We start from the raw sequence: 22,279 nt of genomic DNA on the forward strand, positions 1-22,279 counted from the left end.
ATTTTGCCGAGTAACTGTTACAGATCGAGACGCTGACCTCCCGCCTGGGCGGTTCTAGTCGTTGGTAATCAGGAACTCATCTAGGAAGACATCGAGCAGGTCGTTCTTGCGCTGTGGTAGCCAGGCGGCGGCAATTGTCATTTCGGCCGATTTGCCTTCTATGGGAATCGCAACGACTTTGCCGTTGGTGGGAAAGGTCTGCGTTAGATACCCTGGCAGCAGCGCGTAGCCCAGGCCCGCGGCGACGCACAGCACGCTTGTCTCGACGTCCTCGGACACATAGGCAATCTTGGGGCGCTCTTCTATTTTGGCAAGCGTGGCCGCAATCGCCTCCGATTCGCCGTATCCGCTGGCTCCGCGCGTGGCATCGACAATCGGATACCCCTTAAGGTCTTCGATGCGAATCGATTGCCGATGGGCGAGCGGGTGATCGAGCGGTACCACGGCGTGCAGCGGATAGGACCTCAAGACCTGCCATTGCATATCGGACATGCGGTATTCGTTGTAGAGCAGGTTGATACACACGTCGATATCTTCTCGGCGCAGGGCGTCGTAGAGCTCCGAGACGTTGTCGCGCATAAAGCTCAGTCGCACGTTGGGGTAGCATTGGTGAAACCCAAACAGCATGTCGGCAAGATCGGTCCGCTCGTATCCCTTTATGTAGCCAACCTTGAGCTCGCCTTCGGGCATGTCGTCTGCCGTCCGCGCGCGTCTTACGGCCTCGGCAGTTCGCCCGACAATTGCACGGGCGTCATCGAGGAACAGGGCTCCCGCCATCGTAAGCTCAACGTGATGGTTATCGCGCTCGAACAGCTGCTTTCCCACGATGCGCTCGAGCGCCGCTATCTGGTTTGAAACCGTTGCCTGCGAAACAAAGAACTCCCTGGCGACCTTCGAAAAAGAGCGTGCCTCTGCCACGGCTATAAAGTACTCCAGCTGTTTGATGCGCATGGTTCTCCGTACATTAGATTTCCTTATCACGTAATGCATAGATTAGCGCAAACGCCCAGCGATTTCCCTTTTATGATTTAGGAGCGGTTATTTGCGTGCGTATCGACAACACCGCAAATTTCTTTTGAAGAGAGGGATCTCGATGAAGGGCCGTAAAACCATCAAGCTTGTTCAGGCCGCCACTGGTGCCGTTGTGCTCACACTCCTTATGCAGCTGATGGGGGTGTTTGGGTATGGGCAGTACACCTGGATGTGCTTTTTGCCGTTGCTGATGTTTTTTGCCTTTGGGGCCGATTTTAAGAAGATCCCCGAGATGCTGGTGAGCTATGCCGTCGGTGAGGTTTGGTGTGTGATCAATTCGCTGGTCATGGGCGTATTCGTCTCGGCCTTTGGCGCCGACAACATGGTTATGAGCAATATCGTTCCGACCATCCTCGTTATCTTTTGTATCCTGACGACTCACGAGAACCTGCTCGAAGGCAAGATCTGCTCCAATGTGCCCTGCGTCTTTATGGGTCTTGCCACGTCGTTCTTCACGTTTATGCTGCAGCAGCCGATCAACTTTGGCCACCTCTTTGCGTTCTGGGCCTTTGGAATCGCGCTCGCGGTTTGCCTGGTCATGTCAGGAACGCTCGTGTGCTCGGCGATCTTTGGAAAAGAGCGCACTATTCAGGCGCTTACGCCGCTCGCTGTTCTCGAGGCGCAGCAGAATCATAAATAAGAAAACTCGATTATCAGGGGGCGGGTGCCATAAGGCACACCGCCCCCTTTGTGCGTATGGCGCCAAGACCATGCGCTCGAAAACGTTGCCCAAGCGCATGGTTCATCTGCACAAAGCCCGTGGATGCTATGGGCAAACATCGGTGCGCTTGCACATGGTTTTGAGGCTGTTTTCGAGCGAAAGTATGGCTGTCGATACGCATGCAATTCGCATGAAGCCCGGGCTCGTCCAAGAGCCCTATAAAGGAGGATTCGCATGAAACAGTTAGAGACCGACGTCGTTGTCGTCGCCGCGGGTCTGAGTGGTCTTGCCGCAGCGGTCGCTGCAGCCGAGGCGGGCGCTCGCGTCATTGCCCTGGAGAAGGCCCCCATTACCGGTGGCGCCGCCAACATGGGCATGGGGCCTGCCGCAGCTGGCTCTCCGCTTCAGAAGGCCTCGATGATCGAGGTCACGCCCGGCGAGCTCTTCCGTCGCCATATGTTCTACACCCATTACCAGGTCGATGCTCGCCTGGTGCGCGACTACTACTTTAAGTCGGGCGATACCATCGCATGGCTGCAGGACATGGGCGTGGAGTTTAACTCTGTGCGCCCGGCGTTCCGCGCCCGCGAGCGCACGCGCGCCTACTCCGACGGCGAGTATACCTGGCATGTCGTGCAGCCCGAGGACGGCTCCGAGCCCGGTCCTCGCGCGGCCACCACGATGACCAAACGCATGACCGAGCGCGCTCAGGACCTGGGTGTCGAGTTTATGTTTGAGTGCCCGGGCACCGGCCTTATCAAGGATGAGGATGGCGCCATTTGCGGCGTGACCGCCAAGGACAAGGACGGCGAGGAGTACCAGATCTCGTGCAAGTCCGCGATTGTCGCCACGGGCGGTTTTGGCCACAACGCCAAGCTCATCAAGGAAAAGCTCGACTTTGAGTGGGGTACCGACCTGTTCTCGTTTGCCATTCCGGGCATGGACGGCGACGGCATCAACATGTGCCACGAGGTCGGCGGCGGCCACACCCCGGTGACCATGGAGCTCATGTATCAGATCCCCGACAACATGAACCACTTCTATGTCGAGGGCGCATTCCGTCAGCCGTGCTACTGGTGCAACCGCCTGGGCGAGCGCTTTATGCCGGAGGACGAGATTTTCAACACCACCTTTGTCGGCAACGCCATCAACCATCTTCCCGGCAAGGTCGCCTATGCCATCTTTGATTCCCGTATGCTCAAGCACTGGAAGAAGGATGGTCCGGATATCGTCAGCCACGTTCATCCGCACGACCTGTACGACGGCTTTGAGGAGCAGTGGAACCGCGACCTGGAGGCTGGCTATCCGGCGATCTGCCAGGCCGATACGCTGGAGGAGCTTGCCGAGAAGGCGGGTATCGACGTGGAGGGCCTGCTCGCCAACGTCGACGAGTACAACGAGATGTGCGACAACGGCTGGGACGACATCTTTGAGAAAGAGCGCGAGTTTATGAAGCCGCTCGAGAAGGGCCCCTTCTATTGCTGCAAGCAGTACTGTGGCGCCTACGGCACCCTGGGCGGCGTGCTCATCAACCACAAGATGGAGGTCATGACCGACGACTACGAGGTCATCCCTGGTCTGTACTGCGTTGGCACCGATGCCTGCACCATCTATGGCGACTCCTATAACTACTGCATTCCTGGTAACACCATGGGCTTCTGCCTTAACTCGGGTCGCATCGCCGGTGAAAACGCCGCCGCAGCCCTCTTTGAGGACGCTGGCGACGAGGAGTGGTCGTAACACCGTAGCTATTCGCGTCTGCAGACACCCACGCGTTGGGTGCAGGCGGGGATTTGCCCTACACGCGAGGCGCTCGGGATCACTTTGGTCCCGGGCGCCTTTCTGGACAAAAGCGACGTTTTGAGGGGAACGAATGAAGCTAACGATTAATGGAGCCGAGGTCGAGGCGCGCGAGGGGCAGAATGTCCTGGAGGCCGCGCTCGATGCTGGCATCTACATTCCGCATCTGTGCAAACATCCCGATCTTGAGGCCGTTGGCGGGTGTCGTCTGTGCATGGTCGAAATCGAAGGCCAAGACGAGCCGGTGTGTGCCTGCAAGACGTCGGTTGCCGAGGGAATGGTCGTAAACACGACGGGTGAGCAGGCCGAGCGCGTGCGCAAGCTGGCGATGGAACTGATCCTGGCCACGCATCCCGCCGATTGCACCGGCTGCCCCAAGTACGGCAAGTGCGAGCTGCAGTCTATGTATCAGTACATGGGAGTTTCGCCGGCGCGCTGGCGCACCAAGAGCCGTCCGGTCGCCACGGACGAATCGAACCCGCTGATCACCCATATGTTCACCCGCTGCATCCGGTGCGGTCGCTGCGTACGTGCCTGCCGTGAGCTGCGCGGCGCCGGCGTTTTGGACTATCAGCGTACCGAGGACGGCATTCGCATTGGTACGGACGGCAGCGTGAGCCTGCAAGAGGCCGGATGCCGTTTTTGCGGCGCCTGTATCGAAGTGTGTCCCACGGGCTCGATCGTCGACACGCTCAATATGTTCGATGAGAACAAGTCGTATGCCGACAACGTGGTCCCCTGTCGCTCGGGCTGTCCCGCCCATGTGGATATCCCGCGCTACCTGCGGCATATTCGCAACGGTGAGTACACCCGCGCTGCCGCGGTGGTGCGCGAGAAGGTCCCGTTCCCCGAGAGCCTGGGCGACATTTGCGTTCATAGCTGCCAGGACGCCTGCAAGCGCAACGAGCTCAACGGCACGCCGGTTTCGGTCTGCCGCCTTAAGCGCGCCGCGGCCGTGCGCGATACGGGCGACTGGAAGGCCAACGTGCGCCATGAGCCGTTGAGCGGTAAGCGCGTCGCCGTTGTGGGTGCCGGTCCCGCCGGCTTGACCGCCGCGCTCTATTGCGCCGAGAAGGGCCACAAGGTCGTGGTGTTCGAGGCCAACGAGAAGGTCGGCGGCCAGATGCGCTATGGCATTCCGGCGTATCGCCTGCCCGATGCCACGGTTGACGCCGAGGTCGCGACGATTTTGGAGATTGCCCAGGGTGATGACGCCGAGCCGCGCATTGAGCTGCGCTGTGGCGAGCGCATCGCCGAGCCCAAAGCCCTTCTTGACCAGGGCTTCGATGCCGTGCTGGTTGCGGTGGGTACCCACGACGGAACGGTACTCCCCATGCCCGGTCACGACTTCGAAGGCGTGCTGCGCAACACCGATTTTTTGAAGGCTGCCCGCACGGGCGATGCCCCGGACCTGACGGGCAAGCGCGTTGTGGTGCTTGGCGGCGGCAACGTGGCGTACGACTGCGCCCGCACCGCCGTGCGTCTGGGTGCCGCCTCGGTCGATGTCGCCTGCCTTGAGGCCCAAGACGCGATGACCTCGACGCCCGAGGAGCGTGCCGAAGCCGCCGAGGAAGGCGTGGTGCTGCACGATGCCTATGCTTTTACCAGCATCAACGAGACCGAGGACGGTTCTGGCAAGGTCGGTTCCATGACGATCCACAAGATCGAGCGGTTCTACTTTGACGAGAACCACCGCGCCGTCACCGAACTGCTCGACGGCGGCGAGAAGACCATCGATGCCGACTGCGTGATCTTTGCCGTGGGCCAAAAGCCCGAGGGCACGGCCCAGATGGGCCTTGAACTTACGCACGGTCCGTACATCGTGGCCGACGCCGAGGGCAAGACGAGCGTCGAAGGCATTTGGTCGGCGGGCGACTGCGTGACGGGTACCAAATCGGTGATCGCGGCAATTGCTGCAGGTCGCACGTGTGCTTCGGCCATCGACCGCGCGTTGGGTGGCGATGGCGACATCGACGAGGAGCTGACCGAGCACGATGCTCCCGAGCAGTGGGTCGGGCATGCCCCCGAGGGCTTCTACGACGATGCCGTGCAGCCCGAGTTTGTCGATGCCCAGATGCGTAAGGACAACTTCGATACGTTTGAGTGCCCCTATACCGACCATGAGGCCGCGTGCGAGGCGAGCCGCTGCTTGCAGTGCGATTTGCGCCTAACGATCAGCACGCCGCGCCTGTGGAACGAGTACTAGGAAAGGAGCGATAACCCATGACGATCATCAACTTTATGCCTGTGCATCGACAGGCGCCTGTGGCGCTCTGGCTCCTTAAGAAGGACGTGGCGGCCGCTGCGGAAAAAATTGCAGAGGCTGGCGCCCAGGCGGTTTTGGTGCCGGCGGGCGATGAGGTCTCTGCCGCGCTCGCGGATGCGTTGGGCGAATCCTGCCGCGTGATCGAGTGCGACCCGAGCCTGGGCTTTGTCTATGCCAACGGTTCGGCCGCGACCAAGATGCTCGACGGCGAAAAGCCTCTCCCATCTTGCTGCGAGGGTGAAGGCGACGACCGCTGCCTGAGCGGATCAGAGTTACTTGCCGCCAAAGGCAAGCGCTGGGTGTGGTTTGACGGAGCCGATGAGCCCGTTGAGCTTGACCACGTCGTGAGTGCGGAATCCCTGGTTGCCGCGGCGGGCGTCGACGACGCCAAAGCGGTGGGGATTGGCTATCCCAGCGGTCTGCTGCTGAGGCCCGACGACACCTCAAAGATTGAGCTATGCAGTGACTACGTCCGCGTCTGCACCGCCAAAAACTGCATGGCAAAGGCACTTTTGGACATTTGCACGCTCTATCGTCACGAGAGCTGCGGACGCTGTGTCTTTGGCTACGAGGGCTCGCATCAGATTGCAACGATTCTTGCGGATATCTGCCGCAAGAAGGGCAAACCGGGCGACTTGGCGCTCCTCCGCGACCTTTGCCCCGTGATGCAGGCGCAGTGTCTGTGCGAGCAAGGCCGCGTGCTGGCGCGTACGGTGCAGTCGTTCCTCGACCTGTTCGAGGGCGAGATCATGCAGCACACCACCAAGAAGGTCTGTGCCGCCGGGGAATGCCAGGCATTCTTGACCTTCCATATCTTGGCTTCCAAATGCCAGGCCTGCAACAAGTGCGTCGATTCGGACGTTTGCGAGGAGGACGCGATCCTGGGAAGGCCACGCTTTATCCACGTGATCGACCAAAAGGCCTGCAGCCAATGCGGTGCCTGCCTCGACATCTGCGACAACGGCGCGATTGTCACGGCTGGGGCCGTCAAGCCCAAGTGCCCACCCAAACCCATTCCCTTTAAGCGCAAATAAGAGCGCCGGCCCCTTCCGTTTTGCTCCTTGTAGGCATGCGGGAGGGGCCTTTGTTTATCTGCACGAGGCGTCCTGCAGACTTTCGCACGAGCCTTGGTTGCCTGGACGGTGCGCACGTTTTGCGTCTGCCGTACGCTTTTTGCGAAGTACACACGGGCAGAATCCGTGTCCAAAATGCTCTGGAGAGGAGCGACCATGTCGTTTAAAGTGATGGCGATTTGTGCCGGTAGGCACGGTGGCAACGGCGAGGCTTTGGCCAAAGAGGCCCTTTGCGCGGTGCGCGAGGCCGGCGGCGAGGTCGAGCTGATCAATTTGTTCGACTATAACATCTTGCCCTGCACCGGTTGCGAGGGCTGCACCATGCAGATGGGAAAGATGGGCGCCGGCCTGCAAAAGGAATATCATGGCTGCGTCCTTAAAAACAAAGATGATGTAGATGCGATTATTCGCGAACTGCAGACCTGCCAGGGCGTGATCTTCTCGGTCCCGACCTACGACCTTACGCCCAGCTCGGTGTACACCCGCTTTGCGCAGCGCTTCTTGGCATACGAGCTTTCGTTCTTGCTTGCCATCGGTGCCGTAAAGGAGAATCCGCATACCGTTGCCGGCCTTATTTCTGTTGGCGGCTCCATGCACGATTGGCAGTCCCTGGCGCTGGAGAGCCTGCAGGCGACTATGTTTACCATGTCGATGACTGTCGTCGATCGCTATATGGCGCAACGTGATGGCCGCCCGGGCAATACCTTTGTGTGGGGAGACGACGTGGAATGGGGCGGACAGATCGCCCGCGCCCACAAGATGGGCGAGAACATCGTCAAGGCCATTCGCACGCCTGTTGACGAGCGCTGCTGGCTGGGCGATCCGGATGACGGCGTGTGCCCCAACTGCCACAGCTCCCTGGTGTACCCCGGCGACAAGCATTGGGATGGGGTCGAGTTCCCGTGGGAGTGCGCGGTCTGCGGTGCCGGTGGCGATATCGTGACCGACGAGCGCACCGGGCGTCCCAAGCTCAAGATTGCCGAGAACGGTCTGATCCGCGACCGCAATGACGACCATGCGCGCGCCGAGCACCTCAACGAGATCAACAAGACCCGCGACGAGTTCTTTGCCCACATGGACGAGGTCAAGCCGCTGATGGAAAAGTACGCCAAGATGACGTTCCCCACGCTGGAGATTAAGCGCGACTAGTTTTGTTTAAGCCCCGCTCGGCTAATTTGCGACAGTGCAGGTCGGCGCTGGTGCGGGGCTTAATCCTCGGCTCAAGAAAGCCAAGGTAGATTAGGGCGCGAATCGAGAGGTGGAACAAAAAGAGGTCCTCTCCCGATGCCAGGTCGTTGCCGGTGATTTCCTTGATGCGGTTTAGGCGATAGAGCAGCGTGTTTTTGTGAAGCGATAAGATCGCGGCGGTACGCGCCGTGTTGCAGCTGTGTTGCATAAAGGCAAAGAGCGTCTCGACCAGCTCGGAATCGTGCGACTGGTCATGCTTCCAAAGTGCCCAGATTGCCGGATGGCAGTAGTTCATAAGGTTGATGTGGTCATTGCAGATATCGAGCATTTCCATGTAGGTGTATTCGCAATAGCGATACACATGGGTGTCTTCGAGGATTTTGGTAAAGGTCGAGCCGTAGCGAATGGCGGCGCGTGCCTGATCGAGGTGTGCACGCACATCTGTTGCCTGGGAAAACTCGTTGCTGATGCCAATGAACAAATTATTCGCGGCGGCAACGCGGGCAAGGATCGCCTCGTCGTTGGCGGGCAGCTGCGTGGAGGGCGGACGGCTTACCAGCGCCACGAGCTCGCCCTCGTACATGGTGATAAGGCTATGGTGCAGCAGCGGCTGCAATTGCCCTCGGATGCTCTCCGCCTCGCGCGCCTCGAGCTGGGAGTCTTTTTTGAGCAGGCATACGACGTAGAGCGAGGGGAGCGGGGTAAAGCCGACGAGCTGCATTTTGCGTGTGCAGGTGATGGGGTTGGGGATTTCGTCGTCCAGGAGGCGCGAGAGAAAATATGGCCCCTGTTGCGGGCCGCCCAACGAAAGAAAGCCGCCTTTCTGCAGCTCTTGCGCGAGCAGACGGACAAAGAACTCAAAGACCTCGCGATCGCTGTCGCCAAAGGCGTGATTGCGTTCGATCATCATCGCCCGGCCCAGACACGTGCCGTGCACCTTGATCGCATCGGTCATGGTGTTGAGGCGGAACATGTCGTTATAGCGTGTAAGCGGGCCTGTCGAGCGGGCAATCTCCTCGTCTAAGCCGCATTTGATGATGTAGCGCACGCCTTCGTCCTGCAGCATGTCGCCTTCGGAGAGCTCGGCGCGGGTGATGGCTGCAAAGGGGGAGTTGTCGTCATCGTCGAGCTCAAAGCCGCCGCGGGCGGCATAGCGGTACACGGGATCGACGACGAGCACCGGGTTGTCCATAGCGGCAGAGGCTGTTTGCGTGAGGTTCTTGAGTCCTGCGTCGCTCAAGAGCGCCTCGAGCAGCGCTTGCTTTGCGGTGGACGTATCGGTGGTACTCGGTTGCATGGGTGTCCCTTCTGCCGCGTCTTCGCCGTAGTCGACGCGTGACCAAATAATTATCGCAGGCTGAGCGGTGTCAGGTTGTTTAAAACGGTGAGTGTGGCGGTCGTTTCCTCGAACGGGGACGGTGCTGCCGGGGGCTGTCTCGATTTGTAACAGATGGGTCCGATTTTGGCCTGTAGATGTTACAGATTGAGATTTTCTTGCAGGCGGGTCCCGTTTGTCTCGATCTGTAACATCTGGTGCCCATTTTGCCGAGTAACTGTTACAGATTTAGATCTTACGTCAGGCCAGATTGGTTTGTCTCGATCTGTAACGGGTAGGGGCCAAAAGTGGGTCTAGATGTTACAGATCTAGATTGTTGAGGATGGGTCGAGAGGAATATCTTGATCTGTAACAGTAAGACCCGGTTTTGCCGAGTAACTGTTACAGATCGAGACAAACCGAAGGGTCGTCTCGCCCCATCCACCTGTCGCTACCTGCTATCCGCCGATTTTCGTTGTGCCGCTGTGCCCCCATGCCATATCCTCTAGACAACTACGCGGCATCATCGCCGCCGCGCCTACAAGAGAGGAATGTCCATGACCACACCTGCGTCTAAGCTGCTTCAACCCATTACGGTTGGCCCCCTTGAGCTCAAGAACCGCATTATGTTCCCGCCGCTTACCACCGGCTACGAGGAGCGCGACGGTTCCATCGGCGAGCGCAGCCTGGCTTTTTACGAGCGCCTGGCCCGTGGCGGCGTGAGTTACATCGTCATCGGCGACGTCGCTCCCGTTATGACCGCAAGCCCCACGCCCAAGCTGGCGACCGACGCTCAGATCCCCACGTTTAAGGCACTGGCCGACGCCGTCCACAAGCACGGTGCCAAGGTCGCACTGCAGCTGTTCCACCCCGAGTACGACGTCCCCGGCGTCGGCCGCATGGTCATGGGCTCAATGGCCGCCGCCAAGGCCGCGCAGGAGGCCAAGGCCGCCGGCGACGAGGAGACCTTTGCCGCCAAGATGGCCGAGTCCAACGAGATCCGCAAACAGGCCTACGCCAAGCTACACCACGACATGCAGCACTTTGTGAACGAGGCGAGTGTGGAGCAGCTCACCCAGATCAAGGAAGCCATCGCCGCCTCGGCCGCCCGCGCGCAGCAGGCCGGGATCGACGCCATCGAGGTCCACGGCGACCGTCTGGTGGGTTCGCTGTGCTCGGCTATCCTCAACCAGCGCACCGACGAGTACGGCGGATCGTTCGAGAACCGCGTCCGCTACGCGCTCGAGGTCGTCGCCGCCATTAAGGAGGCCGCGCCGGAGCTGATGGTGGAGTACAAGCTCCCCGTGATCATGGAGAACCCCGACGGCACGCCGCGCGGCAAGGGCGGCCTGCTGCCCGACGAGGCCTGCGAGTTCGCCAAGCTGCTCGAGGGCGCCGGCATCGACATGATCCAGGTGGCGCAGGCAAACCACACCGGCAACATGGGCGACACCATTCCGCCCATGGGCGCCATGCCCTACAACTGGACGCTGCCCGTGGCAGAGCGCGTCAAGGCCCTGGTCTCCGTGCCGGTGGCAACCGTCGGCCGCGTTGTTTCGGTCGAGGCCGGCGAGAAGATCCTGGAAGACGGCTCGGCCGACATCGTCGCGTACGGCCGCTCGCTCATGTGCGACCCCGACATTGCGCTCAAGGCCGCTACGGGTGAGCCCATCCGCGAGTGCCTCAACTGCAACAAGGGCTGCGTCGACGCGATCCAAAACCGCAAATACATCTCGTGCGTGCTCAATGCCGAGAACGGCGACGAGGCGACCATCGCCATTAAGCCGGGCGAGGGCGACAAGAAGATCGCCGTGGTGGGCGGCGGTATTGCCGGCCTGGAGGCGGCGCGCGTGGCGGCCAAGCGCGGCTACGACGTGACCGTCTACGAGGCGAGCGACCATCTGGGCGGCCAGATTGTGCTGGCGGCCGCGCCTCCGCGCAAGGACGAGATCATGCGCTCGGTCGAGTACTACGAGAAGATTCTGCCCGGCCTGGGCGTGAAGGTTGAACTCAACCACACCGCTAGCCCCGCGGACCTCAACGCCGCCGACGCCGCGATTGTGGCCGTGGGCGCGCACGATGTGGTCATTCCCGTACCCGGTGCCGATTCGGAGAAGGTTGTCTCGAGCTGGGACGTGCTGGCCGGCAAGGTGGAGCTCGGCGGGCGCGTCGCCGTCATTGGCGGTGGCCTGGTGGGCACCGAGACTGCCGAGTACCTGCTGCAGCACGGCTGCGAGGTGGCGATCGTCGAGATGCTCGACAAGATTGCCGCGGGCGAGTCCGAGACCATTCTGCCGCTGATTATGAGCGACTTTGCCGAGCATGGCGTTGAGCAGCATGTTAAGACCCGCCTGACCGCCATTACCGACGAGGGCGTGGAGGCCGTTCGCACCACCGAGGACGGTGCCGAGGAGCCGGTGAAGATTGCTTGCGATTACGTGGTGATGGCCGTGGGCTCCAAGGCCAACGCGTTTGACCTGGACGGCGTGACGGTGCCCGTGACCTGCGTGGGCGACTGCTCGGGCGAGCGCACCGCCGACATTGCGAGCGCTATCCGCACGGCGTATCACGCGGCCAACGAGCTCTAAGTAAGAAAGCTATCGCGTATTGAGTGGGCGGGGAGTGCCGTATCGGCGCTCCCCGCCTTTTTGTCAATGAGGGCGCCCCTGACCAGCTGGTTCAGAAAATCCGAATCTTAAGCATAAGAAAATCCGAATCCTTAGAACATGAAAATCCGAATTATATGAACACGAAAATCCGAATCGCAACCACCTGAAAATCCGAATTTGCTACAGTGGAATAGAAGAATCAGAAAGCAGGAACTGGAAATCTGCGGGGGTGGCTCATGGCAGGCGAGAGGCTACATCGGGACGGATACATCCCACGTATCGTGGATGCGCAAATCGAGCGCTACCTTCGTGTCTTTGGCGCGGTCGAGATTGCAGGCACCAAGTGGTGTGGCAAGACGTGGGCCGCGCTCGAGCACGGGGCGTCCGTCTCGTATGTCGACGAGAATCTCGACCTCGCGCGTGCCGACCCGGCGATGATGTTGCTGGGAGACCGTCCGCATATTATCGATGAGTGGCAGCGCGTTCCCCAGATTTGGGACTACGTTAGACACGAGGTCGACCGTGCCCGGGGTACGCGCGGCGCCTATATCCTCACGGGTTCCGCCACGCCTGCGTTTGGCTCAAAGGCGGAGGCGCCCGCGCATAGTGGAGCCGGCCGCATCGGCCGCGTCCGCATGCACCCCATGACGCTTGCCGAGACAGGTGAGTCTAACGGCAAGGTGAGCCTGGCGGGCTTGTTTGAGCATCGTTTTGAGCCCTGCCGGTGCGATGGCGATACGCCGGGGCTTGTCGAAGCCGCTTGCCGCGGCGGCTGGCCCGAGGCGATCGATATGGTTTCGGCTGACGCCCAGCTCATCGCCCGCGAATATCTCAACACCACGTTTTCGAGCAGCTTCCCGGCGGTTGGTCTCGACCCCGATATTGCTCGTCGAGTCTCCGCATCGATCGCGCGCAATCTGGGACGGGCGACCACGTATAAAACGATTCTTATGGATATGTTCGGTGCCGAGGAGGAACCCGCAGCGTTTGCCGACGAGACCAAGGTGCGTAGGTACCTGGATGCCCTCAAAGGCATGTTCATTCTCGAGGAGGTCCCCGGTTGGGTTCCCGCCGCGCGCGACAAACGACGCTTTACCGTCAAACCCAAGCGCTATCTGGCAGATCCAAGCCTTGCTTGCGCCTTGCTGGGCATGTCCTTGCAGGCGCTGCTTGCCGACTGGCAGACATTTGGTCTGGTGTTTGAGAATATGGTCATACGCGACCTTTCGGTCTACGCGCGGTCGCTCGACCTGCTGGATAGTACGCCCGTGCGCTATTATCGCGACGATTCGGGCCTTGAATGCGATGCCATCGTGCAGCTAGCCGATGGACGGTGGGCCGCCTTTGAGATTAAGGTGAGCGAAGATAAGGCGAGCGCCGGCGTCGAGAGCCTCAAGCGCGCTCGCAAGAAGGTCTGTGGAAATCCTCGTTCACGCACACGCGAACCGGAGTTTATGGCCGTGATTGTGGGGGTGGGTGAGTACGCCCGCGAGGTCGAGGACGGTATCTACGTGATACCCGTGCGCGCGTTGGGGTGTTAAGGGGGGGCGGTACGTCGTGCGTCCGCTGCCCGGTGCTACGGATTGGTGCAAGGGGGTCAGGTTACTTTGCACCAAGGGCTCGATTTTTAAGACATCATTAAGGCTTGTGTTGTGGAGAAAACCGCAGGTCAATGCTATTCTCTTGCCTTATCGTATGGTGTTGTATTCTGCCTGAATTCTATGCCTACGAGCAATGGATTGAGCACGACCAAGCGGAAAGGATGGCACGCCCACTAGCAGGGCAAACGTAAACGATGAGTGGCATGGACCGACATAGCGAGCTCTAGCAGCACAAGACGGCGGCCGAGTACCGCCAAGCTGCCGACGAGCATGTGCGGACCCTCAAGGATTTCTGGAAGGATTTCCTGGTGAGCGGTCTGTTTGTGCTGGCCGCCATCGTTGCCATCTTTGCATGCCTGGCCTGGTTTTCCGCGAATAACCGAGTGAGCGCCACGGGAAGCACGATCGCGGCGAAGGGCCCGCGGTTTGTGCTCTCGGGAACGCAGGACGGCACGGCGGGCAAGTACGACGCCCAGGACAACTACGCGTCGGACAGTACAAGCCTTGCCGTGAACAATTTTTTCAACCTCAATAACATGAGTGCCGATGGCAGTCTCTCTCCGGGATCGGCGGGCCAGCTCCAGCTCAACGTCAAGCCGCTCTGCAACGACCTGCACGATATCACGGTGGAGATGACCTGGGAGATTTCTGTCCAGACGAGCGCTGCGGGTACGGGCACCGCCGCGGACGCATCGAAAAACGAAGAGATCATCAACTCGCTTAAAGATTTGGTGCGCGGTCATATCCTGGTTTTCTAGGGCAAAGACACCTCTGGCTTTTACTCCAATCCGCTGGTTCCCACGACAACCACGGTGACCCAGGACGGAGCCAGCGTTACCGTCATCACGCAGAGCTTTGCCATTCCGGCGAGGAGCTTTCGCGCTGAGGGCTCAAACAATACGACCAAAACCGTACCCAAAACCCTCTACTGGATTTGGCCGGAGCAGTTTAAGAGCTACGTTCGCACGGGCAACGCCGGCTACGGCGGCAACCTTTTTGCGAGCACGGACCCCGCCGCGGGATACGCAGCCTTCGTCGGCGACATCAACAGTAACCACGCGCGCCATTTCCGCGCCGATAGCACGAGTGTGCCAGGTCAGGCGCCTAGTGCGGTTCCGCCTGTCGGAGCCGGCATGTTCGCTGTGGATGTGGAAACCTGCGCCAGCTACTACAACAACGCCGACGAGGTTATCGGCAAGAACATCAAGTACATTCGCGTGCACTTTACCGCCAAGGAGACGGATAAATAAATGGACGAGCAGCTTAATGCCCGCGAGCAGGGCGATATCAAACACAACGAAGGAGCGGCAAACCCCGGCGGCAACGGGTTCGGCTCGCACGGCGAAGCACGTCCGGTTGGCCGCATCGAGTGCATCAAGACGTGGACCAGCAATCATCGTCGCGAATCCCTGGCCATCATGGGCCTGTTGGCCGTGCTTCTCGTGTTGCTGGGGTTGACGCTCGGATGGTTTGTCGATGCCAATCGCGGCTTCACCGTCGGCAAGATCAAGGAGCCGGCAGAGCTCAAGGTGCTGGGCCCCAACGCTACGGCCGCCGAGCAGATCGACCTGAGTTACAACCCCGAATACGGCGATACCAAGACCGGCAACACGGTGACGCTCAAGCGCCCGTTTTGCGTGCAGACGGGCGGCGATGGGTTTGAGCTGCAGCTTGCGAATACGACCAATATTAAAGGTCTTACTATCGAGCTGTATAAAGCCGAGAATCCGGGCCTAGGTGATACTCCCGACGTGAGCGGCACTGCGGGTGGCAAGCCCTATAGCATGAAAATGTCTGAAACGGATCTGCTGAAGAGCTTCACGCCCATCAACGACCCGGGCGACGGCCTGGAGCCGTGCCGGGCGAGGGCGCAAGCGACCCTACATTCAAGGACTATCAAAACGTCCAGCGCAACGCGCGCCCGCTCTACCGTTTCAAGGTGTTCAGCAAAAGCGAACTCAGCGCCAAGACACTCGACGGCTCGAACGGCAAGGACACGCTCAACCTTATCATCAAGCTTTCGTGGGACGAGAGCGCCAAAGAGACCGATGTGATCTACCTGATCGCGCGCAACACGAGCGGTAAGTAGGAGAGGGGGCGCACATGGAGAAGCAGGAGAAGCAGCAGGATGCCGAGCGCGAGCAGCTGGCAAAAAGCAAAAGCCTAGCCAAGAACAAGCTGGTTGTGGCGGCAATCGCACTTGTTTGCGCCGTGGCGCTCGTGATGGGTGGTTACTTTACCTATTCCGCCTACATCGCCAACGGATTTCTTAAGTCCGTCGCCGCGACGGGTACCGCTCAGAGCCTGTTTGCGAGCGATTTGCTCACGGGCTATATGAGTGCGCCCAGCAACGACGAGCTCGCCCGTGCCCAGCGGATGCTAGGAATGAAGTGACGTACGTCTACAAGCAGGCGAGCAAAACATGAGAGAGACGGGTCGAGCCTAACAAAACCGACCCCAAAGATACGCTTGACGATGCGACGATGCATAGCTATCTCCAGAGTGCCTACTACAGCATCGAGCTGGAGAACGACAAGGGGGAAAGCATTGACACGCTTGAGCTGGACGCCGCCGTTTTTCAGGGCTTGGGTAATAAAGGTTACCCGTTCCGTGGCGTTATCGTTGGTAATCTGAGGGGCTCGTCGCAGGTAGCTACGCAGGCGGCTATCAAGATCCGCAACTCCAAGGACACAGGTGCGCTTTCTGGGTTGATCCCGTATAGCTACGGTAGCGTTGTGAGTAATCTGAACATTGAATACTCGGGCAAGGCGGCCTCTATTGCACATAAGAATAAAGACGCCTCTGGCGTGCCGGGCGCGTTTTTTGGCGGCGTGATCGGGTGCGTCCGCAGCGGGACCGATGGTTTGTATGAGAACGTAACGGATGGCATTTCCAACTACGTAACGGGGGCGAGTGAACTTGCCGAGGTTAAAGCTGAGGGCAATGCGATTACCTTCACCGACACGAAGGAGAATGGCAAATTCAAAACGCAGAACGCTGGCACTACGTTTAGCCTGCCCTTTACTGTTACGGTCAAAATGCAGGTTGAGCCGAGTCGGTTCTACGCGAACTATCGCTTGGTGATGACAGCGAGCCTGGTTAAGGGTGACATGGCGAGCGCAACGCCTCAATCGCCCGACTATGTGACCTATACGCTCACGAGGGTGAACCTCAACGGCATCGATCACTGATTCCGAAGCCGACTAGCTTCGCAAAGGGGGGCGGCAACCACCCAGTTGCCCCCCTAGTCTGCGCGATTCCAGTCTTGGACTCCGCTGGACAGTTAGTTCAGATACGTATAATTCCAGACCGCAGAAGGCGCATCCGGCGCTCGTTTTGGGGCAAAAAACAGTCCAGAACTATGGTTAGCTGGCCGATATGAGCTCTATTTGTATTTAGTGAGCCGCCAACGGGGCTTCTCAGGGGGGCAGAATAGAGTTTCGGTGCTGTCAAAAAATACGAATCTGAACTAACTGTCCAGCTGCCGCTGGAGAAAGGCGTTTTAGCTTTCCCGACATCCCAGCATCTTTCCAGCTTTCCACTTAACTTAACACCTAGGGTGGAAAGCTGGAAAGTTAAGTGGAAAGCTGGAGAGTAAACGGAAGGCCTGCCGCGTTAACTTAGGGGCTAGGAGGGGTTAATAATTACGCAAACCATACCAAGCGAAACAAAAAGATACCAATCTGGTTGGTAAAACACGCTCAATGAGCTGCGAGCTAACTAGCTGCGTAAATAGAACGTAAAGAAATGTCGCAAATAAATGCCAAATGCCCAGATGCCGCCGTTGCTATTTTCAATTAACTGCTACGCGCGAACAGCAAAATGCTACTATCTAACATGCACGTAAGAAAGCAGATTAACGGTTAAGGCTAAGAAGTGGCAGGTATGTCAGAAGCAACTAGGACTCGCACGCATGCGCCTGAGGTTAGGCAGCGCGCCGTCGAGGTCCTCCAAGAGGGGGTCGGTCATCGCGCCCTCGCCGCGGAGCTTGGCATTCCCCAGGCAACGGCTCGTCAGTGGGCCCGCGCATATGCCGTGGGCGGTGCCGATGCCGTGCTCAACGCGGGCACTCACCATCACACGTATTCGTACGAGGTTAAGCTCGCCGTAGTTAAGGATCGCCTGGAAAACGGCCTGACGGTTCGCGAGGCCATGATCAAACACCAGATTCCCAGCGAGTCTTCGGTTAAGGCCTGGTGCCGCCAGTATCGCGACGGCGGCGAGGCAGCGCTGGTTGATAAGCCGCGCGGTCGTAAACCATGCGCCAAGAAAGCGGAGTAGCGAAAACGTGCGCCTACGGGGTGCATTTTTTCTATCGCGATGCCCCTCTAAAGGCTCTTTCGGAGCAGAGGAGGTTGTCATGTAATGGGGCGCGCGCCCTGCACTGCCGCGACGGGGCCCGCCATATTGCTTCAATACGGACAGGCTTCTTACCTCGCACGTCTAAAGTTCCACAGTTGGCCGAAAGCCCGCCTTCAGGTGCTCAAATTAGCGCTATAACGTAATGCATGTATAGCGTTTTTGCATGGGGGAGTGATGGTATGACGCTACTGTATTTCCTTACCCTGTTTCCGCTGGTACCGGCGCTGGGCATGCTGCTTGCGCGCGGTGACCGTGCTCGCGATGCGGTAGGGCTTGTAGGCTCCGGCGTCATTATGGCGACAACGGTTGTAGTTGCTGTCTTATTTTTTGGCACGGGTCCGCAGAGCTTTGAGGTTGCCCCCGGCACCTCGCACGTGCTCTCGATCATCAGCTCCGTCATCGACGTGATCCTGTGCGCCGTCATCCTGTACAACGCGCATAAATATAAGAGTGTGCTTACCGGCGTGCTCGGCATCGTCCAGCTGGTGGGTTCGGTCGCCTTTGCGGCCATGACGCTGCCCGCGGTCGAAGTCGTTACGGCCACGCCGCTCTACCTGGATTACATGAGCGTGATCATGGTCCTCGCCGTTGGCATCGTCGGCAGCCTGATCTGCGTGTACGCCTTGGGCTACATGAAGGACTTCCAGGCCCACGACGAGCACGAGGCCGCACTGCGCGGGCAGACTGCGCCCGACCATCGCCCGCAGTTCCTGGCGCTCATGTTCCTGTTCCTCTCGGCCATGTTCGTCATCGTGACGAGCGACAACCTTGAGTGGCTGTTCTGCGGTTGGGAAATCACCACCGTGTGCTCGTTCCTTATGATTGGCTACACGCGCACGCCCGAGGCCATTAAAAACGCCTTTACCCAGATCATCCTCAACATGCTGGGCGGCATCGCGTTTTTGGCCGGACTCATGTACCTGCACGTTAGCGGCATGCCGCTGACCATCTCGGGCATGATCGATCTTGCCGGCGCTGGTACCGCGCAATCTGCGCTGCTGGTGATGCCGGTCGTTCTGCTGTCGCTCGCCGCACTCACCAAGGCCGCACAGATGCCGTTCCACACCTGGCTGCTCGGCGCCATGGTTGCCCCCACGCCCACGAGCGCCCTGCTGCACTCGTCAACCATGGTCAAAGCCGGCGTGTTCCTGATGGTCAAGCTGAGCCCGCTCTATGCCATCTATCCCGTGACCGGCTTTATGGTCACGAGTGTGGGCGCCATCACGTTTTTGCTTGCTGCCCTCATGGCCATCTCGCAGAGCAACGCCAAACGCGTGCTCGCGTACTCCACCATTTCCAACTTGGGCCTCATTAGTGCCTGCTTGGGTGTCGGCGCGCCCGAGGCCGTATGGGCGGCCATCTTCCTGATCCTGTTCCATACGGTGGCCAAGTCGCTGCTGTTCCTGTGCGTGGGCACCGCCGAGCATCATATCGGCAGCCGTAACATTGAGGACATGGACGGTATGTTCAGCCGCATGCCGCACCTGACGCGTCTGATGATGCTGGGCATCATGGGTATGTTTGTGGCGCCGTTTGGCATGCTCGTTTCCAAGTGGGGCGCCCTGGTGGCGTTTGCGCAGACCGGCAACGTGCTCATGATCATGGTGCTTGCTTTTGGCTCGGCCGCGACGTTCTTCTTCTGGGGCAAGTGGCTTGCCAAGCTTTCGGGCGTCGACCCCACGGCTCAAAACGTTGAGGTCAATGTCCATAAGACCGAATGGATGGCGCTCAACACCATCGCCGCGCTGCTGATTCTGTGTTGCGTGGCGTTCCCGGTTATCTCGAGCGGTCTGGTGTCGCCTTACTTGGCCATGGTGTTTGGCCGCGTGCCGTACGTTATTGGCAAGGATGCCATGTATCTGATGGTGGTTATCGTGGCGTTTATTGCCGTGGTGCTGCTGACTTCATTCCGTGTGAGCAACAAGCCGCACGTAAACGTATATCTTTCGGGCGTGGGGACCGACAATTACCGCCATTTCCGTGGCTCGATGGGTCACGAGGTGAAGGCCGAAAAGCGCAATTGGTACTCGGAGGACGCCCTTGGCGAGAAGCGTATCGGCCCCGCGGGCAGCGTCGCGTGCTGCAGCATTATCTTGTTTGCGCTGCTGTGCTGCGCGTGGATCGGGCCCGAGAGACTTGCCATGAGCGCGCCCTCGGTGCTGCGCGGTAAGTATTTTGAAGGTTCGGGCGTCGTGGGCATATTTATTGGTACCGTGGCGTTTGCCCTGATTGCGCCGCTTGTGGGCGGTTTGATCGACGGCGTTGACCGCAAACTTTCGGCCCGCATGCAGGGCCGCGTGGGCCCGCGCCTGCTGCAACCGTTCTACGATGTGGCCAAGCTCCTGCGCAAGGCCCCTGCCAGCGTAAACACCATGGATGATACCTACATGGCGTGCGCGCTCATCTTTACCGTGGTGGGCGGCGGCATCTTTGTGTCGGGTTCCAACACGCTGTTGTGCGCTTTTATGGTGACGCTCGCCGCGATCTTTGTGGTGCTGGCGTCCGCCTCGACGCAAAGCCCGTTTGCCCAGGTTGGCGCCGACCGCGAGCTGCTGCAGGTTATGAGCTACGAGCCCGCCGTTCTGCTGATGAGCGTGGGTCTGTATCTCGCCACCGATAGCTTCGACTCCATCGCCGTAACCGGGCAGTCGGCGCCCATCATCGCGTACAGTGCGCCCATTTTCTTGGCGCTGCTTGCGGTGCTCACCATCAAACTGCGCAAGTCGCCGTTTGACCTTTCGTACTCGCATCACGCGCATCAAGAGATTGTCCAGGGTGTCGCCACCGAGATGAGCGGCGGTACGCTGGCCAAGATGACCCTTATGCACTGGTGTGAGACCGTGCTGTTTTTGATGTGGGTGGGCATGTTCTTTGTCTGGGACAACCCGGTGAGCTGGGTCGTAGCCCTGGTCGTGATGGTTGCGACGTACTTTGTCGAGGTGCTGATCGACAACACCTTCGCGCGCAGCACCTGGCGCAGCTGCTTTAAGCTCGGCTGGGGCGTGGCGCTGGTGTTTGGTCTGCTCAACCTTATGCCCATCCTCGTTGACGTGTTTATTTAGGAGGCGGCATCCATGGATCATAAAATGTCGCGCTCGCCGTGGGTTATTCATTACGACGGCTCGAGCTGCAACGGATGCGATATTGAGGTGTTGGCCTCGCTCACGCCGCTGTTCGATGCGGAGCGCTTTGGCGTGGTCAATACCGGCAACCCCAAGCATGCGGACATCTTTTTGGTGACGGGGTCGGTCAATGCCCAGAACCTGCCCGTCGTGCGCCAGATTTACAACCAGATGCTCGAGCCCAAGTGCGTGGTGGCCTGCGGCATTTGCGCGTGCTCGGGCGGCGTATTCCGCGATGCCTATAACGTGATCGGCGGCGTGGACCGCGCGATTCCCGTGGACGTGTACGCGCCCGGATGCGCCATCCGCCCCGAGACCGTGATCGATGCCATCGTGGAGGCGTGCGGCATTCTGGACCAGAAGGAGGCCGTGATGCGTGCCGGTGGCGACCCGCTCACCGTGGGAGGTGCCGCAACCTGGGACGGTGGCGTTGAGCTGGGCGAGGACGGGTTTGTGGCAGTTGCGGGGGCCGGCGACACGCCCGCTGGGACGCCCGCCGCGCCCGTCGCTGCAAAGGAGGCCGAGTAATGCAAAAGGCTATCTATACCACCGTTGGGATCGACGAGCTCCTGTTGCATGTCCAGGCGCTCAAGGGCGTCGGCGCGCGCTTTGTGCAAATGCACGCCGAGCGCAACGTCGACGACGGCACGTATCGCCTAGTCTATACGTTTATCAACGTTCGTGCTGCTCAGGAGCATATTGCGCAGGACGGCAGCTATGCGATTGAGAACCTGGTAGTCGAGGGCATCGACCAGTACCAGGAGATTCCGTCCATCAGCTCGTACTATCCGGCGGTGTTCCCGTTTGAAAACGAAGCGCACGACTTATTTGGGCTTGCCATCACCGACATGCAGATTGACTTTAAGGGCTTTTTCTACCAGGTTTCGACTGCCGAGCCCATGAGCGTTATCACGCCCGAGGTGAAGGCCGCGCGCGAGAAGGCCATGAAGGTCCGTGCCGCCGCCGAGGCCAAGGCGCGCAAGGCCGCGGCCGAGAAGGCCGCCGCGGCTGCGGCTGCTGCGGGGGAGGGCGCTGCGGGCGCTGGCGGTGCCGCGGGCGCTGTCGTCGCTCAGCCCGCTGCGGCTGCCGGCTCCGATGCTCAGCACGATGAGGCTGCCGCCAAGGCCGCGCTCAAGGCTGCCGAGATGGAGGCAAAGCTCGCCGCCATGGATCCCGAGAAAGCGGCCAAGGTCCGCGCGGCGCTTGCCGCCAAGGCCGCCCGCGACAAGCAGAAAAAGGAGGCGTAAGGT

Annotated in this window: 18 protein-coding genes; 16 read left to right on the forward strand and 2 right to left on the reverse strand. The window is 59.7% G+C overall.

All coding sequences use genetic code 11. The annotated features are described in order from the left end of the window. Positions 1–54 precede the first annotated feature (54 nt). Positions 55–951, reverse strand: a complete 897-nt coding sequence (locus DXD94_RS04005) for a LysR family transcriptional regulator (RefSeq protein WP_158553174.1) — start codon at positions 949–951, stop codon at positions 55–57. 142 nt (positions 952–1,093) lie between these two features. On the opposite strand from DXD94_RS04005, the gene DXD94_RS04010 reads away from it, so the two are divergent. The 5 genes from DXD94_RS04010 to DXD94_RS04030 all read left to right on the forward strand — a co-directional run bounded on the left by DXD94_RS04010 (position 1,094) and on the right by DXD94_RS04030 (position 7,981). Next, positions 1,094–1,672, forward strand: a complete 579-nt coding sequence (locus tag DXD94_RS04010; protein ID WP_117743657.1) for a DUF1097 family protein — start codon at positions 1,094–1,096, stop codon at positions 1,670–1,672. Between the two features lie 255 nt (positions 1,673–1,927). Further along, positions 1,928–3,433: an FAD-dependent oxidoreductase gene (locus tag DXD94_RS04015; RefSeq protein WP_117763285.1), complete on the forward strand. Its 1,506-nt coding sequence runs from the start codon at positions 1,928–1,930 to the stop codon at positions 3,431–3,433. Positions 3,434–3,566: 133 nt separating this feature from the next. Continuing rightward, positions 3,567–5,699, forward strand: coding sequence for an FAD-dependent oxidoreductase (locus tag DXD94_RS04020; protein ID WP_117763286.1), 2,133 nt, complete (start codon positions 3,567–3,569; stop codon positions 5,697–5,699). A 17-nt stretch (positions 5,700–5,716) separates the two neighbouring features. Then, positions 5,717–6,793, forward strand: coding sequence for an NADH-ubiquinone oxidoreductase-F iron-sulfur binding region domain-containing protein (locus DXD94_RS04025; RefSeq protein WP_117743654.1), 1,077 nt, complete (start codon positions 5,717–5,719; stop codon positions 6,791–6,793). Positions 6,794–6,988: 195 nt separating this feature from the next. Further along, the gene (locus DXD94_RS04030; protein ID WP_117763287.1) at positions 6,989–7,981 is read left to right on the forward strand and encodes a flavodoxin family protein; all 993 of its coding nucleotides are present in this window, start codon (positions 6,989–6,991) and stop codon (positions 7,979–7,981) included. Here DXD94_RS04030 and DXD94_RS04035 read toward each other — a convergent pair. Further along, positions 7,968–9,317, reverse strand: coding sequence for a CdaR family transcriptional regulator (locus tag DXD94_RS04035; protein ID WP_117763288.1), 1,350 nt, complete (start codon positions 9,315–9,317; stop codon positions 7,968–7,970). The genes DXD94_RS04030 and DXD94_RS04035 overlap by 14 nt on opposite strands. 575 nt (positions 9,318–9,892) lie before the next feature. Here DXD94_RS04035 and bilR point away from each other — a divergent pair. The 11 genes from bilR to DXD94_RS09645 all read left to right on the forward strand — a co-directional run bounded on the left by bilR (position 9,893) and on the right by DXD94_RS09645 (position 22,276). Continuing rightward, the gene (gene bilR, locus DXD94_RS04040) at positions 9,893–11,923 is read left to right on the forward strand and encodes a bilirubin reductase, long form (protein ID WP_233540315.1); all 2,031 of its coding nucleotides are present in this window, start codon (positions 9,893–9,895) and stop codon (positions 11,921–11,923) included. 257 nt (positions 11,924–12,180) lie between these two features. Continuing rightward, positions 12,181–13,485 carry an ATP-binding protein gene (locus DXD94_RS04045; RefSeq protein ID WP_117763290.1) on the forward strand — a complete coding sequence of 435 codons (1,305 nt, stop codon included), beginning with the start codon at positions 12,181–12,183 and terminating at the stop codon, positions 13,483–13,485. 368 nt (positions 13,486–13,853) lie between these two features. Beyond that, on the forward strand, positions 13,854–14,303 hold the full coding sequence (locus tag DXD94_RS04050; RefSeq protein ID WP_117763291.1) for a hypothetical protein: 450 nt from the start codon (positions 13,854–13,856) through the stop codon (positions 14,301–14,303). A 54-nt stretch (positions 14,304–14,357) separates the two neighbouring features. Next, on the forward strand, positions 14,358–14,795 hold the full coding sequence (locus tag DXD94_RS04055) for a hypothetical protein (RefSeq protein ID WP_117763292.1): 438 nt from the start codon (positions 14,358–14,360) through the stop codon (positions 14,793–14,795). Beyond that, complete coding sequence (locus DXD94_RS04060; RefSeq protein WP_117763293.1) at positions 14,796–15,599, forward strand: hypothetical protein; 804 nt, start codon at positions 14,796–14,798, stop codon at positions 15,597–15,599. A gap of 49 nt (positions 15,600–15,648) precedes the next feature. Then, positions 15,649–15,939 (forward strand): hypothetical protein, encoded by a 291-nt coding sequence (locus tag DXD94_RS04065; RefSeq protein ID WP_117763294.1) that lies wholly within the window; start codon positions 15,649–15,651, stop codon positions 15,937–15,939. Between the two features lie 89 nt (positions 15,940–16,028). Continuing rightward, positions 16,029–16,736, forward strand: coding sequence for a hypothetical protein (locus tag DXD94_RS04070; RefSeq protein ID WP_117763295.1), 708 nt, complete (start codon positions 16,029–16,031; stop codon positions 16,734–16,736). A gap of 694 nt (positions 16,737–17,430) precedes the next feature. Next, the gene (locus DXD94_RS04075) at positions 17,431–17,826 is read left to right on the forward strand and encodes a helix-turn-helix domain-containing protein (RefSeq protein WP_117763296.1); all 396 of its coding nucleotides are present in this window, start codon (positions 17,431–17,433) and stop codon (positions 17,824–17,826) included. 260 nt (positions 17,827–18,086) lie between these two features. Beyond that, positions 18,087–20,969, forward strand: a complete 2,883-nt coding sequence (locus DXD94_RS04080) for a proton-conducting transporter membrane subunit (RefSeq protein ID WP_117763297.1) — start codon at positions 18,087–18,089, stop codon at positions 20,967–20,969. A gap of 12 nt (positions 20,970–20,981) precedes the next feature. Then, positions 20,982–21,557, forward strand: a complete 576-nt coding sequence (locus DXD94_RS04085; RefSeq protein WP_117734751.1) for an NADH-quinone oxidoreductase subunit B family protein — start codon at positions 20,982–20,984, stop codon at positions 21,555–21,557. Beyond that, complete coding sequence (locus tag DXD94_RS09645; protein ID WP_158564788.1) at positions 21,557–22,276, forward strand: NADH-quinone oxidoreductase subunit C; 720 nt, start codon at positions 21,557–21,559, stop codon at positions 22,274–22,276. Before DXD94_RS04085 ends, DXD94_RS09645 begins: the two co-directional genes overlap by 1 nt. The last annotated feature ends 3 nt before the right edge of the window (positions 22,277–22,279 follow it).

This window comes from Collinsella sp. TM10-22 (assembly GCF_003466125.1).
In the GTDB taxonomy this organism is placed as follows: Bacteria; Actinomycetota; Coriobacteriia; order Coriobacteriales; family Coriobacteriaceae; genus Collinsella.

What these genes read in the sequence shown, in the direction of transcription:
- DXD94_RS04005 (WP_158553174.1), bottom strand. Translation starts at nt 951, where the DNA reads ATGCGCATCAAACAGCTGGAGTACTTTATAGCCGTGGCAGAGGCACGC.
- DXD94_RS04010 (WP_117743657.1), top strand. Translation starts at nt 1,094, where the DNA reads ATGAAGGGCCGTAAAACCATCAAGCTTGTTCAGGCCGCCACTGGTGCC.
- DXD94_RS04015 (WP_117763285.1), top strand. Translation starts at nt 1,928, where the DNA reads ATGAAACAGTTAGAGACCGACGTCGTTGTCGTCGCCGCGGGTCTGAGT.
- DXD94_RS04020 (WP_117763286.1), top strand. Translation starts at nt 3,567, where the DNA reads ATGAAGCTAACGATTAATGGAGCCGAGGTCGAGGCGCGCGAGGGGCAG.
- DXD94_RS04025 (WP_117743654.1), top strand. Translation starts at nt 5,717, where the DNA reads ATGACGATCATCAACTTTATGCCTGTGCATCGACAGGCGCCTGTGGCG.
- DXD94_RS04030 (WP_117763287.1), top strand. Translation starts at nt 6,989, where the DNA reads ATGTCGTTTAAAGTGATGGCGATTTGTGCCGGTAGGCACGGTGGCAAC.
- DXD94_RS04035 (WP_117763288.1), bottom strand. Translation starts at nt 9,317, where the DNA reads ATGCAACCGAGTACCACCGATACGTCCACCGCAAAGCAAGCGCTGCTC.
- bilR (WP_233540315.1), top strand. Translation starts at nt 9,893, where the DNA reads ATGACCACACCTGCGTCTAAGCTGCTTCAACCCATTACGGTTGGCCCC.
- DXD94_RS04045 (WP_117763290.1), top strand. Translation starts at nt 12,181, where the DNA reads ATGGCAGGCGAGAGGCTACATCGGGACGGATACATCCCACGTATCGTG.
- DXD94_RS04060 (WP_117763293.1), top strand. Translation starts at nt 14,796, where the DNA reads ATGGACGAGCAGCTTAATGCCCGCGAGCAGGGCGATATCAAACACAAC.
- DXD94_RS04065 (WP_117763294.1), top strand. Translation starts at nt 15,649, where the DNA reads ATGGAGAAGCAGGAGAAGCAGCAGGATGCCGAGCGCGAGCAGCTGGCA.
- DXD94_RS04070 (WP_117763295.1), top strand. Translation starts at nt 16,029, where the DNA reads ATGCATAGCTATCTCCAGAGTGCCTACTACAGCATCGAGCTGGAGAAC.
- DXD94_RS04075 (WP_117763296.1), top strand. Translation starts at nt 17,431, where the DNA reads ATGTCAGAAGCAACTAGGACTCGCACGCATGCGCCTGAGGTTAGGCAG.
- DXD94_RS04080 (WP_117763297.1), top strand. Translation starts at nt 18,087, where the DNA reads ATGACGCTACTGTATTTCCTTACCCTGTTTCCGCTGGTACCGGCGCTG.
- DXD94_RS04085 (WP_117734751.1), top strand. Translation starts at nt 20,982, where the DNA reads ATGGATCATAAAATGTCGCGCTCGCCGTGGGTTATTCATTACGACGGC.
- DXD94_RS09645 (WP_158564788.1), top strand. Translation starts at nt 21,557, where the DNA reads ATGCAAAAGGCTATCTATACCACCGTTGGGATCGACGAGCTCCTGTTG.